At 51.3% G+C, this 18090-nt stretch carries 15 protein-coding genes; 9 read left to right on the forward strand and 6 right to left on the reverse strand.

Annotation, left to right across the window (positions count from 1 at the left end; all coding sequences use genetic code 11):
- Positions 1–62: 62 nt before the first annotated feature.
- A complete protein-coding gene (locus tag ACO0LL_RS19435; protein WP_422952465.1) occupies positions 63–1373 on the forward strand; it encodes a TonB family protein in 1311 nt (436 codons plus the stop codon).
- 60 nt (positions 1374–1433) lie between these two features.
- On the opposite strand, the gene ACO0LL_RS19440 is transcribed toward ACO0LL_RS19435, so the two are convergent.
- Both ACO0LL_RS19440 and ACO0LL_RS19445 read right to left on the reverse strand, forming a co-directional pair.
- Complete coding sequence (locus ACO0LL_RS19440; RefSeq protein ID WP_422952466.1) at positions 1434–1985, reverse strand: hypothetical protein; 552 nt, start codon at positions 1983–1985, stop codon at positions 1434–1436.
- A 99-nt stretch (positions 1986–2084) separates the two neighbouring features.
- Positions 2085–3740 (reverse strand): M20/M25/M40 family metallo-hydrolase, encoded by a 1656-nt coding sequence (locus ACO0LL_RS19445; protein WP_422952467.1) that lies wholly within the window; start codon positions 3738–3740, stop codon positions 2085–2087.
- A 279-nt stretch (positions 3741–4019) separates the two neighbouring features.
- Here ACO0LL_RS19445 and ACO0LL_RS19450 point away from each other — a divergent pair, with 279 nt between their 5' ends.
- The 4 genes from ACO0LL_RS19450 (at position 4020) to ACO0LL_RS19465 (ending at position 8450) form a co-directional block, all read left to right on the forward strand.
- On the forward strand, positions 4020–4409 hold the full coding sequence (locus ACO0LL_RS19450; protein ID WP_422952468.1) for an ArsR/SmtB family transcription factor: 390 nt from the start codon (positions 4020–4022) through the stop codon (positions 4407–4409).
- On the forward strand, positions 4402–4902 hold the full coding sequence (locus tag ACO0LL_RS19455) for an SRPBCC family protein (RefSeq protein ID WP_422952469.1): 501 nt from the start codon (positions 4402–4404) through the stop codon (positions 4900–4902). The genes ACO0LL_RS19450 and ACO0LL_RS19455 overlap by 8 nt, the downstream gene beginning before the upstream one ends.
- A 391-nt stretch (positions 4903–5293) precedes the next feature.
- Positions 5294–6061, forward strand: coding sequence for a peptidylprolyl isomerase (locus ACO0LL_RS19460; protein WP_422952470.1), 768 nt, complete (start codon positions 5294–5296; stop codon positions 6059–6061).
- 190 nt (positions 6062–6251) lie between these two features.
- Complete coding sequence (locus ACO0LL_RS19465; protein WP_422952471.1) at positions 6252–8450, forward strand: C1 family peptidase; 2199 nt, start codon at positions 6252–6254, stop codon at positions 8448–8450.
- A 46-nt stretch (positions 8451–8496) separates the two neighbouring features.
- On the opposite strand, the gene ACO0LL_RS19470 is transcribed toward ACO0LL_RS19465, so the two are convergent.
- Together ACO0LL_RS19470 and ACO0LL_RS19475 are read right to left on the reverse strand one after the other, a co-directional pair.
- Positions 8497–9831 carry an alpha-amylase family glycosyl hydrolase gene (locus tag ACO0LL_RS19470; protein WP_422952472.1) on the reverse strand — a complete coding sequence of 445 codons (1335 nt, stop codon included), beginning with the start codon at positions 9829–9831 and terminating at the stop codon, positions 8497–8499.
- A 215-nt stretch (positions 9832–10046) separates the two neighbouring features.
- Entirely contained in the window at positions 10047–10685 is a 639-nt protein-coding gene (locus tag ACO0LL_RS19475) for a TetR/AcrR family transcriptional regulator (protein ID WP_422952473.1), read from the reverse strand.
- A 217-nt stretch (positions 10686–10902) separates the two neighbouring features.
- Between ACO0LL_RS19475 and ACO0LL_RS19480 the strand changes: the two genes are divergently transcribed.
- Positions 10903–11931, forward strand: a complete 1029-nt coding sequence (locus tag ACO0LL_RS19480; protein WP_422952474.1) for an aldo/keto reductase — start codon at positions 10903–10905, stop codon at positions 11929–11931.
- Positions 11932–12039: 108 nt separating this feature from the next.
- Here ACO0LL_RS19480 and ACO0LL_RS19485 read toward each other — a convergent pair whose 3' ends face one another.
- Positions 12040–14388: a DEAD/DEAH box helicase gene (locus ACO0LL_RS19485; protein ID WP_422952475.1), complete on the reverse strand. Its 2349-nt coding sequence runs from the start codon at positions 14386–14388 to the stop codon at positions 12040–12042.
- 263 nt (positions 14389–14651) lie between these two features.
- Here ACO0LL_RS19485 and ACO0LL_RS19490 point away from each other — a divergent pair, with 263 nt between their 5' ends.
- A complete protein-coding gene (locus ACO0LL_RS19490) occupies positions 14652–15053 on the forward strand; it encodes a hypothetical protein (RefSeq protein ID WP_422952476.1) in 402 nt (133 codons plus the stop codon).
- A 24-nt stretch (positions 15054–15077) separates the two neighbouring features.
- Here ACO0LL_RS19490 and ACO0LL_RS19495 read toward each other — a convergent pair whose 3' ends face one another.
- A complete protein-coding gene (locus ACO0LL_RS19495) occupies positions 15078–15956 on the reverse strand; it encodes a LysR family transcriptional regulator (protein WP_422952477.1) in 879 nt (292 codons plus the stop codon).
- A gap of 239 nt (positions 15957–16195) precedes the next feature.
- On the opposite strand from ACO0LL_RS19495, the gene ACO0LL_RS19500 reads away from it, so the two are divergent.
- Both ACO0LL_RS19500 and ACO0LL_RS19505 read left to right on the forward strand, forming a co-directional pair.
- Entirely contained in the window at positions 16196–17410 is a 1215-nt protein-coding gene (locus ACO0LL_RS19500; RefSeq protein ID WP_422952478.1) for a M48 family metallopeptidase, read from the forward strand.
- A gap of 20 nt (positions 17411–17430) precedes the next feature.
- Positions 17431–18090, forward strand: a complete 660-nt coding sequence (locus tag ACO0LL_RS19505; RefSeq protein WP_422952479.1) for a TIGR00266 family protein — start codon at positions 17431–17433, stop codon at positions 18088–18090.

Consider the following 18090-nt stretch of genomic DNA (forward strand, 5'->3'; position numbering starts at 1 on the left):
ATTCACAAGAAAATCTGGTTTGTGACAGATAATGCTGTGCAACATCATTCGTTGCTCATCAAATGTCAAAACTAAGCCTTATCCCATTTTTCTTAGCTGCATCTTTTTCTTGCGTATCACAAGCAAGCACGGTAGAAAGTGTCCGCCAACTTGGCAATGAAGCCCAATCCCTGTATCAAAGATCACAGCGACCCGAGTATTTTTTTCAAGGAGTGGAGAATTACAGGTTGGCCAGAGCTTTGAACAATCAAGCTATGCAACTTGCGGAAAAAGAGCAAGATACTCATCCAGAAATACTGGTGGATGTGCTGAAACAACAAGCAAGCTTTTATGAAGGCAAGTTGAAACAAGCCGAGGCCATTCTCTTGCGCATCATCTCCATTCAAGAGAAAAGCCCGGCTATGGACGGCCGGGACCTGGCAACTACACTTAACTGGCTGGCTTTTAACTATCTTGCACAAGACAATCCCAAGCAGGCAGAAAAGTCACTGCTAAGAGCAATAGAAACCATACAATCAAAATATGGCGAAAACGATATTGAGCTCGTCAATCACTTTGCCCTCCTGGGCAAAATCTACCTCACACAGGAACGCCTGGATGAAGCGGAAGTCACACTAAAGCGCGTTTTGACTCTTGGTGAAGAAAATAGTGCCAGCAACATTTATTGGCGCCAGTCTGCATTGGGAAGTTTGGAAAAAATCTATCAAACCACCAATAGACCGGGGCTGGCGAAAGAAATTGCAGACAAACTTAAAAACATCAAGCCCTATGTAAGCAGTGCCACTAATGTGAAGCCTGAAGGAAAATTCAAAAATCCAGAAATAAAAAAGGATACCTGCCCAGCACCACAATATCCACGTGAGGCTTTGCGTTATGAGTTGCAGGGGACAACACAGATACGCTTTCTGGTCAGTGAGAGTGGCGAGATTATGTCCAAATATGTTTTGCAGAGTAGTGGCTGGAAGATACTGGATCAGGCAGTTTCTGACTCCATGTCGCTTTGTCGGTTTGAACCAGCGAGCTTGAACGACAAACCAGTACCAGCCTGGTTTGGAAGTAAATATAGTTGGAAATTGACCGATGATGGTCCAGTTCTGCCTCCATCAGAAATGATTGCGGGCAGCTGCAGTTCTGATAAGTACGTTTTTCTTCCCAAGGATGCAAAGCGCTGGCTGGTAAGGCTGCGTTTTCTCATTAATCCACAAGGCAAGCCCGTCCGTATCAAGGTCGAAGACAGCAGCAGAAATTATTCGACAGATAGTGAAATTGTGGCATTGCTGGGGAGTTGCCAGTTTGTACCACCGGTAATACAGGATAATCGCATCAATGACACAGGCGTGATTCTGTTTGACCTCAAAGAAAATACAAAATAAGCAAAATCGCAAATGAACTGGCTATGCATGCCCAGCCAGTTCAAGCTGAGCTAATCTTGCTTAATCCAGCTTCAACAAGCTGGCATCATGCAATGAGCAAGCCTGCACTTTTGCGCCAAAGAAATCGGCTTGTAGCTGAAATGCACGCAGGATTCTTTGACGACCGGGTTCATCATCCGGCAAAGTAAAAATCACCTTGAGTACATTGGCTGTATTTGTGTTTTGTATTGTGGCGATGGGTTGAGCCAGAGCCGTAGTGGCATTCGCTAAAGCTGTCGTTGCTGCTGGCGGCAGCATCAACTGCATTTCAGCCAGAACGTCGGCTTCGGTAATGATGACAGTATCATGCGCGCCATGAAATTTTTTACCGCCTGAACTTGGATCGGCGATGCCGCCCGTGATTTCAAATTCGCTTGCAGAAATGCGCTCATAATGGAAAGCCTGCCAGCCGCTGTTTTGCTGTTCTGCAGGCTGGGCCGCCAGAAACTTGCGGTTGGCTACTGCTGCCATGGCCAGTGCTGCCACGCCTCCACCCGCGATCATGCCAACTGGCAATATCTCGGTCAGGTTATCGGGAATATCTTCCACGCTGGTCATGCTAACTTCACTCATCTCTTGTCTCAATCAAAAAAGGCCACAGGCGCATTGTATTCCTGTTCGGGAAGACTAAGCGCAAATGGCCTTTTTGAAAGAATAAAGTATCTGTATTTTTTATTTGACCGCTGTTTCTTCCGTTGCCTTGTCGTCTTTCTTCTCGTCTGGCGGTGGATCTTTTGGCATAGGCTTGCGCGGCAGCATGTCATTGCGGTTGGCAGCATGGGCAACAAAACTCGCCAGTATCATCGAAGCCTGGGTCAGGTCACTCTTTTGTACCTTGTCATACACGTCCATGCTGGAGTGATGAGTGCGGCTGAAGTAATCCATATCATCCTGGACAAACTGGAAACCGGGTACGCCAACGCGGTCGAAGCTCACATGGTCGGTGCTGCCTGTATTGCGCAGTGTAGTTGTGGTGGCACCGACATCATTGAATGGTGCCAGCCAGGCATCGAATATCGGTTTTAAGGTCGCATTGTTTTCTGCATAGATGCCACGGATTTTACCGCCGCCATTATCCAGGTTGAAGTAGGCAGAAATCTTGCTGTGCATGGGTTTGATACTGAGCGGCCCGGTGGGTTTGCGTGCAAAAGTCGGTAGCTCAAGTTCTTTCGGATCAGTCGGCTCAGGGCGGGACGCTATCCATTTATTGACATAGGCACGCGAACCCAGCAAACCTTGTTCTTCACCGCCCCACAGGGCGATGCGTATGGTACGGCGTGGCTTGAAACCAGTCGCCTTCAACAGGCGCACGGCTTCCATCGCCATGGCAACACCAGCGGCATTGTCGGTCGCACCTGTACCACCATGCCAGGAATCCAGATGGGCACCGAGCATGACGATCTCGTCTTTTTTATCTGTGCCGGGGATTTCTGCCAGTACATTGATGGCAGCTTCCGGGTCTTCGTCGCTGAACGTGGCTTTGACATCAATTTCCAGTTCCACGTCTTTTTTCTTGTCGACCAGGCGATACAGACGGTTATAGGTTTCGCTGGCAACGACCAGGGTAGGCGGGCCGGTCACTTCATCTTTTTTGTATGAGCCGCCTTCCTGTACAAAGATGGTACCGTCTTCGCCACGGGTCACATTCAGGGCAGCCAGGGCTTTTTCTTCTGCCAGGAAGGTACGCAGTTTTTTGGCGAATGCAAAACGCTTCAGGTAAGTCTGTATATCGCCACGGCGGGAGGCTGATGGCTCGAAATCGATTTTACTGAGCTCACTCAGTTCTTCATGTGTATACCTGTGCGCATCTGCCTTCACATGCGGTTTGATGGGCAAAGGTTCATCGAGCAAGACGATGGCACCGGCCAACTTGCCCTTCCATTTTGGTAAATCCTCATCTGCTACCATTTTTGCGATGATCAGCTTGCCACGCTGCAGTCCATTTGTGCCTGGTGTCCATGCCTTGGGGATCGCATACAGATCGACTTGCGAAGGCGCGACCATGCGCAGGGTGGTTTTTTCCAGCGTCCAGCCGCGGCCAAAGGGGGCAAAGCTTTCGCTATGAATATTTTGCAGGCCCCATTCACCAAATTTGCTGCGGGTCCAGTCACCTGCCTTGCGCAGGGCGGGCGAACCGGTCAGGCGCGGGCCGATTTCATCTGTGAGCGTGCCCAGTATCTCTTGCGCCTTGGAGCGGTTCATGGCCTCGTCACGCAATTTGGTAATCAGGTCAAGGTCGATTTTTTCTTCGCTGGCGGCAAGCGCAAGCTGGCCGCTAAAGCTGGTGGCGATGAGGGCTGTGCCACATAAAACCTGCAAAATACGCATTCATGTCTCCTGTCGGGATACGCTTGTAAGAGTCTTTGACCGGATAGGCCAAAGCTAGTGTGCATCGGTTTTTATTGCCTGTCTGGCTTGTTATTCTTACACCAGTGCAAGCTGCCAATCTTGGAGTGGGTAAGTCAGAATTTGTTCCATGACTTCAGTGCTTTTAAGAAATATTCCTTATTTTTAACAGAAATACCTAGAAAATTTGTTCAAATCCAAATTGACATAGTGATAAATTTGTCTTATTTTACCAAATAGTTAAATAAGGCATTCACCACCATGCAGCAAGATGCCCTCAGCAAGACCTTTTCAGCGCTGGCCGACCCTACCCGCCGCGCCATACTGGCCCGTTTATCCACAGGGGAAAGCTCAGTCACTGAGCTGGCAGAACCTTTCGACATGAGCCTGCCAGCCATCACCAAGCATTTAAAGGTGCTGGAGCGTGCAGGCCTGGTCACGCGCAGCCGCAGTGCTCAATGGCGGCCATGCCAGTTGCAGGCCATGCCGCTCAAAGAAGCTTACGGCTGGGTCGAGCAATACCGCCAGTTCTGGGAGCAAAGCCTGGACAGGCTGGAAGTCTATCTGCAAGAGCTGCAAACAGCAGCTAAGCCGGCACCTACACCTACACCTACGCCTGCACCGACACCGAAGGGAGAACAGCATGAATGAAAATAAACCGGATTTTGTGATCACCCGTATCCTGAAAGCACCACGCGAACTGGTGTTTACCGCTTTTAGCGAGGGTGATCACCTGGCGAAATGGTGGGGGCCGACAGGCTTTACAGTCGTCCAGTCCAGCATGGATTTACGCGTCGGCGGCAGCTATCACTTGGGCATGCGTGGCCCCGATGGCAGCATGATGTGGGCTAAATTTGTTTACAAGGAAATAATCCGCCCTGAAAAACTGGTGTATCACCACAGCTTTTCAGATGAGGCTGGCAACCTGGCACATCACCCCATGAGCCCGGCCTGGCCACTGGAGGTTTTATCGACCATCAGCTTTGATGAGCATGCCGGGGGCACGCAACTGACGATACGCTGGGCCTTGCTTGATAATGCCACTGAGGAAGAAAGAAACGTCTTCCACGACACATTTGCCAGCATGGACCAGGGTTTTGGCGCTTTACTGGATCAATTGCAGGCCTACCTCGCCAGTCTCTGATATTTCAAACTGTTTCAGAATGGCCGATACAGACTGCGGCTGTCTCTGGCAAAGGCTGGAGACAGCCGTTTTTCATGGAAATTTGGTAAGTAAAAGTGAATAACTAGCATGGCAGGTAAAATCACGAGTAAAATTCAGCGTCATTTTTTAAATCGTCGTATGCCGACAGGCATGATATCTGCTGCAAAGTCAGCTCAATATTGAAGGAATGTGTATGTCAATTAAGTCCCGTGTCGTCCTGGGTAGCGCTCTTGCCTTGTTGGTACTCAGCGCCTGTAATGATAAGAATGCAGACAAAGCGGCATCCGCTTCGGCATCTGCTTCAGCCAGCGGGGAAGTTGCTGCCACTGTTGATGGCACTCCTATCAGCAAAAAACAGGTTGACCAGTTTATGCAGCAACAAGCTGCTCAGGGTATGCCTGATTCACCAGAAGCACGAAAGGCAATCATTGACAATCTGGCTCTGCAACTCCTGGTCGCGAAAGAAGCTACTAACAAAGGTCTGGATAAAACGCCAGAAATCGCAAACCAAATCGAAATGATGCGTCAATCCATCCTGGCGAACGCGTTTGTAAGAGATTACATAAAAAACACAAAATTCACTGATGATGAACTCAAAGCAGAGTATGCAAAAATCAGTAACAAGGAGTATAAAGCTCGCCACATTCTGGTAAAAACGGAAGATGAAGCGAAAGAAATTATCGTAGAGCTGAAAAAAGATATTAAATCTTTTGAAGCATTGGCCAAGTCCAAGTCAAAAGATCCAGGTTCAGGAAGTCGTGGCGGTGATCTTGGCTGGTTCTCCCCAGATTCCATGGTGCCAGAATTTGGTGCGGCAGTTGCCAAACTGGAAAAAGGTAAATTCACTGAAGAGCCAGTGAAATCCGAACATGGCTACCACGTCATTATTCAAGACGACAGCCGTCCTTTGGCAATCCCTCCTTTTGAAGAAATCAAAGCCGGTCTGAGCCAGCAATTGCAGCAAAAAAATATGAAAAAAATGCTGGATGATTTGAAAGCCAAAGCCAAGATTGAAATCAAAGAAGTCGCTGCAGCACCTTCACCTGCTGCCTCAGGCGCTCCTTTGACAGTAACACCTACCGTAGTACCGGCAGCATCGGCAGCGGCATCCGCTCCTGCTGACGCAGCGAAAAAATAAGCCTCAGTAATTTTTGGGCAAAAAGGCCGTCAAGCTAGTCTTGGCGGCCTTTTTCTTTGCCTGCAGGTTTTTCCAGATATCCCCACTCATTGAACTATTGCCAAGCCAAATAAATCCTGAGACACTATTCTTGCCAATATTTCAAGCAATATTTCCATAGAAATTCCTCATACTGAACCAGGAGGCCTGCATGCCAGCCCAGACCATACCTTTCAACGGCAGCGAACTGGCCCTGGATGCGCGCCCTGACCGCCTTGATATCCGCGACCGCATCTACACGCCCCGCGTGCTGAACCTGCCGGTATCCTACCCGGACAGCGGCTTCATCAAGAACCAGCTCGCGAGCTACATCAAGGCGGGCATGATTTTGAACCAGGGCTCGGATGGTGCCTGTACCGGCTTTGGTCTGGCAGCTGTCATCAATTACCTGTTCTGGCTGCGCGACACCAGCAACAAGGAGAGCAGCCCGCGCATGATCTACCACCTCGCGCAGCTGTATGACGAGTGGCCGGGTGAGGATTATCTGGGCTCCAGCTGCCGCGGTGCACTCAAGGGCTGGCACAAGCACGGTGTCTGCAGCCGCGCACTGTGGCCCTATACGGTCAATAAAAATGACCAGGTACCAGCCTTTGAAGCGCCAAAGCCTGGCTGGGAAAAAGACGCACTAAGCCGTGCGCTTGGCGTGTATTACCGCATAGATAAAACATCGATCACCGACATGCAGGCAGCCATCCTGGAGATTGGTGCCATCTATGTCTCATGCAAACTGCATCAGGGCTGGGCCGAGGTGCCAACATCAAAAGCAAGCAGCTTCAGCAAGCTGGAGCAACTGCCCGTAGTCAATTTTAGCGAGGTCAAGGCTGGTGGCCATGCCTTTGCCTTGCTCGGTTATACCGACCAGGGTTTTGTCGTGCAAAATTCCTGGGGCGCAGACTGGGGTCTGCAAGGCTTCGCCATCATCACCTACGACGACTGGCTGGTAAATGGTACAGATGCCTGGACCGTATCCCTGGGCGTGCCCGTGCGCTATGTTGATGCGGTGAACCGTACCCGCGCTGAAAAACAGCTCGCACCTCAGGCGAATATCCCGCCTGTTGCTGCCTTCAAGGCCAGTGGCTCAGCCCTGCTGCCCGACGGTGCTCATCCTGCAGGCAAGCCTGGCCACGCAGTGCTCAGCATGGATCAGGCTTACAGCCTGACCGTGGTCATGGGCAATGATGGTGGCCTGATACAAAGATTGCTCGAAGTTGCCGATGCAGCAGCAACGGTAGAAAAAGTCCTGGTGCAGGCACCACAAGCCTGGCTCAAACAACACGGCAAAAACAAAGTCTTGAAACTTGCCCTGTATGCCCATGGTGGCCTTAGTAGTGAAGCTGAGTCACTCAAGCGCATTGCCGCTATGGCACCCAGTTTCCTGGCAAACGGTATTTACCCTGTCTTCATCACCTGGAAAACCGGACTCACAGAAACCATGGGTGACGTGCTCAAGGATAAATTGCGGGATTACCTGACTGGCTCGGTAGTCTCCAGCGACTGGCTGGAGCAGCTCAAGAATACAGCCGTTGATGTCATGGACCGCACGATAGAAAACCTCGCAGCCAGCATAGGTGGCAAATCGCAGTGGATGCAGATGAAGCAAAATGCAGCACTGGCTATAGAAGATGATGATCCACCACGCGGCCTGCTGGCAATCGCCGAACGCCTGAAACAATTAAGCAGGGAGCTGGGCAAGGGCAAGCTGGAAATCCATCTGATAGGCCACTCAGCCGGTTCCATAGCTCTGGGTCATTTACTGGGCTTGCTGGTCGCACGCAAACTGGCAGTCAGCACATGCAGTCTGTACGCACCGGCTTGTAGCCTGGAATTTGCAGAAAGCACTTATCGCCCGGCCATGGAAAGCGGCATACTGGCACGCGAGAATTTTCACCTGCATCTGATGTCAGACAGGCGCGAGCGCACTGACAATGTCTATCTGGTTTATCGTAAGTCCCTGCTCTACCTCGTGGCCCGCGCTTTTGAAACCCGCCATAAAACCCCCTTGCTGGGCATGGCTGCCAGCCTCGATGCTGCCTACTTCAACGGTGACAAACTGGCAGAAGGGCAATGGAATGAATCCACTCTAGCCACCTTGAAGAGCTGGAATAAATTTTACTGGGGCAAAAAATTGCCCAGTGATTTTGCTGAAGATGGCAAGGGGCTGACGGCCGAGCAAAGGAGCAATTTGCACATCATCGATGCTAGTCACGTCAATTGCGGCAAGCGCCTGATCCCGCTTGCCCATGGCAGCTTTGATAATGACATAAATGTGGTTTCGCAAACCCTGACGCATATCCTGGGCCTGGATACAACAGATGCTTTGCCTGCGCCCGTTGTGGATTTGGATTATTAAACTTGCACAAGCCGCGGCGATTGTGTGTCGCGGCTTGTCATGTTTTTTACTTGACCAAGACCTTGTATTCCCAAGGCTTGAGTTCAATTTTCTGGCCTGATTTAAGCGTTTCCTTCTTGCCGCTAAACAGATTGCTGAGTCCAGCCGCAACTGACTGGTTCAGGCTGAAGCTTTGTGCTTGCCCGCTCAGATTAAAAATACCCACGACCTGATTACCTGCCTTGCTGCGTGAAAACGCATAGATGGATGCATCATTCGATGTGGCTATACGCACCTGCTCTGCACCGTCGGTACCGTTCCACAAAGCCTGATTGGATTTTTTTAAATGGAATAGCTTGGTATAAATTGCCTTGTATGGATGGTCTTGCCACTTGATGGGGTCACGCTCAAAAAATTCCAGGCGTTTGGTATTACCAGCCTCTTGACCTGCATACAATAAGGGCATGCCTTTCAGCAGGTTCGACAAGACCAGAAAATTTTCTGCGCCATCACCAAGGCGTTCAAACTCGGTACCTTCCCATGAATTGAGATCATGGTTGGAGGTATGCAGCATGCGGTAGGCATTAGGGTGGAATTTCTTTTCCGGCCCGGCCATATAGGCAGCCAGATCATTGGCGTTTTTCTTGCCCTTGGCAATCTCGCCAAACAAATCCTTGAGCTGCCAGGCATAAGTCATGTCAAAGGCTTTTTCATGCAAGTCTGTAGCCTCGGCTTCTGCCAGCATGAAGACTGGTTTTACTTTATCTAACGCTGCCCGCGCTTCGTTCCAGAAATCAGTAGGCACCATCTCGGCAACATCGCAGCGATAACCATCAATACCATATTCAGTCAGCCAGAATTTCAACGCATCTATCATCTCTGCGCGCAATTGCTTGTTCGCATAATTAAGCTTGATGACATCCTGCCAGTCAGCCACAGGCGGGACGAATTCGCCTTTGTCATTTTTCAGATAATACTCAGGATGAGAGGTAACCCAGGGATGATCCCAGGCAGTGTGATTGGCGACCCAGTCTATGATGACCTTCATGCCTTGCGCATGGGCGGCATCGACAAGATTTTTGAAATCAGCTGGTGTACCAAATTCGGGATTGATACCCTTGTAATCACGCACGGCGTAATAACTGCCCAGGGTGCCCTTGCGGTTTTTTTCACCTATGGGATTGATAGGCATGATCCAGATAATGCCTACTCCCATCTTTTTCAGTTCAGGCAGGTATTCCTGAAAACGTTTGAAACTGCCCTCTGGTGAATGCTGGCGGATATTTGCTTCATAAATCGCGGCATTCTTGCTCCAGGCAGGATGTCTTACCGTACTGGTGGTTTGTGCAAGCACGGGCAGGGATATCAATCCCAGCAGGGCCAGGGCAGCTAGTTTCTTCATGATTTCGTCTCATTATTTAATTTATGTAGTTAAGATACATCAATAAAAAATGCGCATCAAGAAAAATAAAGATGAAAATTCCTAATCAGTCTTTTCTAAAATCAATGATTACTCTCTGTAATTTTCTTGAAAACGATATCATGACTATCAAAAGCAGGATACCAGAGCAAACATTTAAATGTAGTTAAAATACATATCATGATTTATTTTATTGTCTACACTTTGCCCGCACCAGTGGCAGGCCTGGCACCATAACGCAAGCCATCAACCAGCAAAGCCAGCATGCGTCGCGCATGTTCTGGTCCACCTTCCTGCGTCGTTGTTGATAGATTGGCGACTGCCCGCAGCAAATCATAAGGCGCTATATCTGCGCGCATATCGCCTGCCGCTGCTGCCGCATCAAGCAAACTACTGAGCGCTGGCTCAAGGCGCTGCTGGAAGTAGGCAGGCAAAACGGCGAATGCCGGGTTACCCGAATGCAGCGCCGCTGCCAGCCCGCGCTTGGCGGCGATGAAATCGACATAGCGCAGCATCCATTGCGCGACAGCCTCACCAGGCGCATATTCAGCTGCCAGCACGGGTGCAGCGTCGGCACAGGCATCCACTTCATGACGGAACACCGCAATAACCAGGTCTGAGCGCTGTGGGAAGCGGCGATACAGGGTGCCAACACCCACGCCTGCACGCTGGGCAATCTCGCGCACCGGCGCATCTACACCGGAAGTGGCAAACACTTCCAGGGCAGCTTCGAGCAAGGCATCTGTACTGCGTTGTGCATCTGCACGCACGCGCCTGGGTTTTTGCTCTTCATTCCAGCCGTTTTCATTACTTGCTCCAGGAGCGAGCTTATTCATTTCCACTTTTCACTTCCATTTTTATTTCCAATTTTATTCTTTTCTTGAAATTCGGAACATCGTTCCGTATAATAAAACGGAACATTGATCCGATTAATCCGGAACGATGTTCTATTTTACCCCTCAGCACGCTGATTTCGTCGACGGTCATCAGAACTCATTTAACTGATTCATTTAACTGGTTCATTTAATTCTTTCAACTACAGGAATAAACCATATGCAATACCGTACGCTAGGAAAAACCGGCATCAAGGTCAGTCCTTACTGCCTGGGCGCAATGATGTTTGGCGCCGTCGGCAATACTGATCATGAAGACTCGATCCGCATCATCCACAAGGCGCTCGACACTGGTATTAACTTTATCGACACGGCAGATTTCTATAGCCATGGAGAGTCGGAAGAGATCGTTGGCAAGGCGCTCAAGGGCCGCCGTGATCATGTCGTGCTGGCAACCAAGGCCAATCTGCCTATGGGCACGGATCCCAACCAGCAAGGCAATTCACGACGCTGGCTGGTGCGTGCAGTGGAGGATTCCCTGCGCCGCCTGCAGACCGATTACATAGACCTGTTCCAGATACACAGGCCAGCACCAGACACCGACATAGAAGAAACCCTGTCGGCACTGAGCGACCTGATGCGCGCAGGAAAAATACGGGCCATAGGATCATCCACCTTCCCGGTCTCTGACATCGTGGAAGCGCAATGGGTGGCAGAAAAGCGTGGCTTGGCACGCTTCCGTTGCGAGCAGCCATCTTATTCCATACTCAACCGCAGCATAGAAAGAGAAGTGCTGCCGACCTGCGAAAAGTATGGCATGGGCGTGATGGTATGGAGCCCCTTGTCCATGGGTTTGCTGACTGGCCGGTATCGCAAGGGCCAGCAAACCGATAGCGCACGCGTGCGTTTCAATCCCGGCTATATGACGGATGCAGGCAAACTGGACGCTGTTGAACAACTGATCATCGTCGCGCAGGAAGCAGGATTATCACTGACGCATATGGCGATGGCATTTGCGATTGCCCACCCCGGTGTAACCTCGGCCAACCTGGGGCCGCGCACGATGGCACAACTGGATGACCTGCTGGCAGGTGCGGGTGTTGCGCTCAGTCATGAAGTACTGGATAAAATAGACCAGATCGTCGCACCGGGAACTGATGTTGGCCCCTTACACGCAGCCTACAACCCGCCAGCAATTACCCAGGTCAGGTTGCGCCGCAGACCAGATGCAGAACGCGCAGCTGCCTGAGCAAACATAAAACTGTCAGCGCAAACAAAAACCCCCGCAAGGGCGGGGGTTTTTGAACTATCACTTCAGCTTTGATGAACTGGCACCATCATGGCGCCGTCAGGCCGATCAGGCTTTAGGGCCTTTGCGATGCGGCTTGGCTGCTGCTGGCTTGCCTGCGCCATAACCCTTGGCTTTTTCTGTCACACGGCGATCACCACCGGCTTTCTTGGGGCCGAAAGGTGATGGCTGGCTTGCTGGCAGAGGCTTGCGCACATGGTCTTCACCAACCGGGCTGATCTGGATTTGCTTGCCTGCGACCCAGACGCCTTTCAACTGCTTCAGCAATTCCTTGGGCATGCCATCTGGCAGGTCCAGCGTACTGTAGTCGTCAAAAATATCGATACGGCCTATATGTTTGGCTTCGAGACCGGCTTCATTGGCAATCGCACCAACGATATTGCTAGGCGTTACTGCATCTGCCTTGCCGACTTCGATACGGTAAGTCAGCATGGGGATGCCGACCTTGCCTTTGCCGTCAGCCTTGTCTTTTTTAGGTTTGGCCGGGCGCTCTTCATCCAAAGGCGCACGGGCAGCACGATCTACGACCTGATTCAGCTTGCTGCCAGGTGCGGCTTCAGCAACACTAGGGGTGCGTGGAGCACGTTCGCGAGGCGCTTCTTCACGCGCTGCACGTGGTGCCGGGCGGGATGCTGGCGCACTGCTGCTCTGGCCTTTTTCTGCACTGATACGCAGGGCCTGACCAGCCACACGCACTGAACTCAGATGTTCCATCATGTCGCCAGGCAGATTGTCTGGCAAATCAAGGATGGTGTAGTCATCATAGATATCGATACGGCCGATGAACTTGGATTCTATATTGGCTTCATTGGCAATCGCGCCAACGATATTGCCTGGCTTGACGCCATGATCATGACCGACCGCGATGCGGAAAGTCTGCATGCCTGGTTCTGGCGTACGCGGGCTGTGTTCGCGGCGTGCGCCACGGTCTTCACGCGGTGCGCGTTCGAATCTATCGCCCCGGTCACCCCTGTCACCACGATCGCGGTCACTACGGTCGCCTCTGTCACCGCGTTCAGCGCGGGCAGGACGTTCATCGCGCCAGCTATCGTCGTTCTTGGTTTCTTTACGGTTTTTATCGAGCAGCAAAGGTTCATCGCCACGCGCCATTTTGGCCAGCGCCGCAGCAATTTCCACTGCCGGGATATTTTGCTCACGCTCAAAATCTTCGATCAGGGACGTGAATTCTTCCAGGCCGCCTTGTGCCAGTGTGGCAGAAATCTGGTCCTTGAAGCGGGCGATACGGACATTGTTGACGGTCTGTATGGTCGGCAATTCCAGTGGTGACACTGGCTGGCGGGTTGCCCGTTCTATCGCTTTCAACAAATTCTTTTCACGTGGTGTGATGAACAGGATGGCTTCACCACTGCGGCCGGCACGGCCAGTACGGCCTATGCGATGGGTGTAGCTTTCCGGATCATAAGGTACGTCATAGTTGATGACGTGGCTGATACGCTCTACGTCCAGACCACGGGCAGCAACGTCCGTGGCGACCAGGATATCTATCTTGCCGTCTTTCAGTTGCTGGATAGTGCGTTCACGCTGTTGTTGGTTGATATCGCCATTGATGGCGGCAACCGAGAAGCCTCTTGCATCCAGCCTGGCTGCCAGTTCTTCTGTACCGAGTTTGGTACGGGCGAAAATGATCATGCCGTCAAAAGTTTCGGCTTCCAGTATGCGTGTCAGGGCATCAAGTTTGTGCATGCCGCTGACCAGCCAGTAACGCTGGCGGATATTGTCGGCAGTGCCGGTCTTGGCAGCAACCGTGACTTCTGCTGGTTTGTTCAGATAAGTCTGGGCTATGCGCTTGATGGCTGAAGGCATGGTGGCCGAGAACAAGGCAGTCTGGCGGCCTTCTGGTGTTTCTTGCAGGATGCGTTCTACATCATCAATAAAGCCCATGCGCAGCATTTCATCAGCTTCATCCAGCACCAGGGTTTTCAGCGCGGATAAATCCAGCGTGCCCTTGTCCAGATGGTCAATCACGCGGCCAGGAGTACCAACTACGACATGCACACCACGGCGCAGGGCCGAGAGTTGCGGGCCATAGCTTTGGCCACCGTAGATAGGCAGGACATGAAAACCAGGGATATGGCGTGCATAAGTCTGGAAGGCTTCTGCCACCTGTATTGCCAGTTCACGCGTTGGTGCCAGCACCAGCGCCTGTGGCGTAGTCTGACGCACGTCCAGGCGTGACAGGATGGGCAGGGCAAAAGCAGCAGTTTTGCCTGTACCAGTCTGGGCCTGGCCCAGTACATCACGGTTGGACAGCAAAATCGGGATGGTGGCCGCCTGTATCGGCGACGGTGTTTCATAGCCTACATCCTGCAAGGCGCGCAGAATAGGCGCACTCAGTTGCAGGTCTTCAAAAGTAATCGGAGGTGTGTTTTCTGACATGGCGATGCTCGCTCGTTCGCTCGTATCGCAGGATGCGACAAGATGGTTATCCCTATAGTTTACTCTCCTGTGGCTAAGTCAGGGGAAATACCTGCCAATGATGCTTGACAAAAAATAAAAATCTTATTAATTTTTACTTACTTTTAAATTATATTTTTGATATTATTAGATGTCAGTTTGCCACTTTATCTGATGTGTAATCCAAATTAAAACTGACTAAAACTGACTAAAACTGAAAAACCAGGCTCAGGAAAAAGTACATCATGAAAAAATATTTCGTAGTTGCATACGCCTTTATCTGTCTTGCAGGCACGGCCCTCACCCCCAGTACGGCTAGTGCTGTTGACCTGCCCTCTGACGCTATTCGTTTGTACGCGAAAAATCCCAAGGTCGATGTGCTGTTGAAAATCTCTTATGAGACTAAAGACCAGGCAGACATAGACACATTTCGTAAGGCTGCTGACGATCTGGGGCTGCGCTACGAATTGGTGTATAGCTTCTCTGCATCGAGCGATAAAGCCACAACAAAAAAATGGAAACTACAAATCAGTAACAAAGTCGCCGCTCAGGACAACAATGCAGACAAGCAGGTCAGTGCCTTGTATGAAGCTGTTAGATCAAAAGTCGGCAGTTTTTCCTGGGAAGTTACGACCATTCCCAAATGAATGACATCGAAATACGCTAGCGACTCACTTCATAAAATCGATGAAAGCCCGCAAAGCCGCCGACTGATGGCGGCGGCTGGGGTAGTATAAATAGCTGCGCTCAGGCGCCGGCCACCAGTCTTCCAGCACGTATTGCAATTTCCCCTGCTTTACTAGCTCATCGGCATAGCCACAATAGGTATAGCAAATCCCGGCGCCATCGCAGGCGACCCGCGTCGCCACATAGAAGTCATCAAACACCAGCGCGCCGGTAGTGGCAACTTCCATCTTTTCCTGCCCGCGCTGGAATTCCCAGCGATATCTTTGCCCGCTGGGGAAACGGAATTGTATGCATTGATGCTGCAACAGCTCATGCGGCGTTTCAGGCACACCGTGTTTTTGCAAATAGGCAGGAGAGGCACAAACGACAAAACGGATTTCGCGCCCCACCGGGATAGCCACCATGTCCTGCTGCAGGCTTTCACCAAAACGCAGGCCGGCATCAAAGCCCTGCTCCACGATATCGATGAGGGCATCGCTGCTGACGACTTCGAGTTCAACTTCAGGGTAAGCAGCATGCCAGGCAGCCATGACAGGAGCAAGGGTGAGTTGCGCCGCCGGGCGCGGTACATTCAGACGCAAACGGCCAACTGGCTTGTCCCTGAGTTCATTCAGACTTTCGAGCGCACCCTGGATTTCTTGCAGCGCCGGTTGCAGGCTTTGCAGCAAGCGCTCGCCCGCCGGTGTCAGGCTGACGCTGCGGGTAGTCCGGTGCAACAGACGCATGCCCAACTTCTTTTCCATCTTTGTCAACGTATGGCTGAGAGCAGAAGCGGTAAGTTGCAATTCTTGCGCAGCCTGGCGAAAGCTGCGGCATTGCGCAACGCGGGCGAAAGCCAGTAAATCATTCAAGTCTGGTGACATTGCAAGAACCTTTTGATTAATGACCTGCATTATATCGGCACAGGGAAACATAATACTTGCCGGTGATGCACTACGATGCACTAACAGCCACACCCCGCAGCGTCAATACCATGTTTTGTCAGGTTTAAAAACTTAAACAAAAAATACGGATCGCTGCTTTATAATTCTGACGCCCTGACTAAATTTGTTTGTTTCTTCAGCAAGCTATAGACAGCTTTTTATATTACTTCAGGATCAACATGGAGCTTGCTTCCAGCAAATACCCTTGCCACGCTTTTCACGCATCCCTGCCCGGTGGCCGGGATACTGGTGAACTGAGCCTGTCGCAACTGGGGGTCAGTTATCAGGTGGCGTCCTTGCTGGGCACTTTACCCTTTGCGCAACTGGAACTGACACTGGGTGGTGCAGCCAATAAACTGGTGTTCATCAAGCATGCCCACAAGCCTGACCTGGTGCTGTATACCAGCGACCTCAGCATCTTGAAAAATCCGGTCTTGCTTGCTCACCCTGAATGCTCGCGCCAGATCGCCGCGGCGGGCCGCAAACGTGCCTATGGTTGGGGAGCATTAATAGGCTTCAGCCTCTTGCTGATAGCCGTGCCGGTAGGCTTGATGTGGCAAATGGATACCATGTCCGCCTATGCCGCTAAACAGGTACCTGTCGAATGGGAAGAAAAACTGGGTGCCAGCGTGGCTGCCCAGGATGACCTGAAAAACCGGCGCATGCCCAAAGCTGAGGCTGATGTGGTGTTGAAGCCGCTCACCACACCCTTGCTGCAAGCCTTGCCAAATTCGCCGTATCGCTACTCTATTTCTATCGTCAATGACAGCAGCACCAATGCCTATGCGCTGCCTGGTGGCTATGTCGCCATCCATTCTGGCCTGATCCTGAAGGCAGGCAGTGCAGAAGAATTACTGGGTGTGCTCGCGCATGAAATCAGCCATGTAGAAGAGCGACATGGCACACGAAATATCATAGGCAATGCCGGTATTTACCTGGTAGCCAGTGCCGTGTTTGGAGACGTCAGCGGCTTGCTGGCGGTCTTTAGCAATGCCGCGCCCATGCTGCTGAGCCAGCAATATTCACGCCGCTTTGAAACCGATGCCGATGAAAAAGGTGTGCTGCTCTTAAAACGTGCCAACATCAATCCGGCAGGCTTGCCAGTTTTTTTCGAGCGCATGATTGCAGAAGAAAAAGCCGCTCTCGAAAAAATCGACAACAAGCAGGCGCGTGAAGCCTACAAGCAAGCCATGGGTTTGCTGAGCACTCACCCCACCAGCGAAAAACGCATGGCGCATTTGCGTGAACTCATCGGTAAACCTGAAGGGTCATACATTAATCAGGAGGCTGCCTTCAAGGATTTGCAGGAAGCCGTCAAGAAATTTGTCGCCAAGCCAGCAACTACCGAGTCCAAAGACAAGCCAGCAGGCCAGTCCTCAACACCACAATCCTGAAACACAAAAAGGAGTAATCAGTGAAAGCAAATATCAAAGGGGGCCATGCCTTCTCCTACGTCGAGGTAGAACTCGCACCCGGTGAGAGCATCATGACCGAGCCCGATGCCATGTCCAGCATGGATGCCAGCCTTGATCTGACGGCGCATTTCAATGGTGGCCTGATCAAGGGTTTGCTGCGCAAATACCTGGGTGGTGAATCATTGTTCATCAGCCGCTTTCATAATGCGACCTCGGCACCACGCAGCATGACTATTGTGCAGCCTACGCCTGGTGAAATCCTGTGCAAGGAACTCAATGATGAAGTTTATTTCATGCAGCCTGGCGCTTTTCTGGCGTGTGAAGAAAGCGTCAAGATAGGTCTGGGCTTTGCCGGTTTTGCATCCTGGATTGCGCGTGAGGGCCTGTTCCGCATCAAAGTCAGCGGTCATGGCAAGGTCTGGTTTGGTGCCTATGGCGCATTGCTGGAAAAAGAAGTCAATGGCGAATACATCGTCGATACCAGTCACCTGGTGGCTTACGACCCATCGCTGCGCCTGAATCTGCAACTGGCGGGCGGTTTGTTTTCCAGCTTCTTTGGTGGTGAAGGCCTGGTCACGCGTGTCAGCGGTAAAGGCAAGATTATCATACAGACGCGCAGTATTTCCAGCCTGGCTGGCTGGCTCAATCCAAAATTGTAA

The organism is Undibacterium sp. TC4M20W, assembly GCF_049340245.1.
GTDB lineage: Bacteria > Pseudomonadota > Gammaproteobacteria > Burkholderiales > Burkholderiaceae_D > Undibacterium.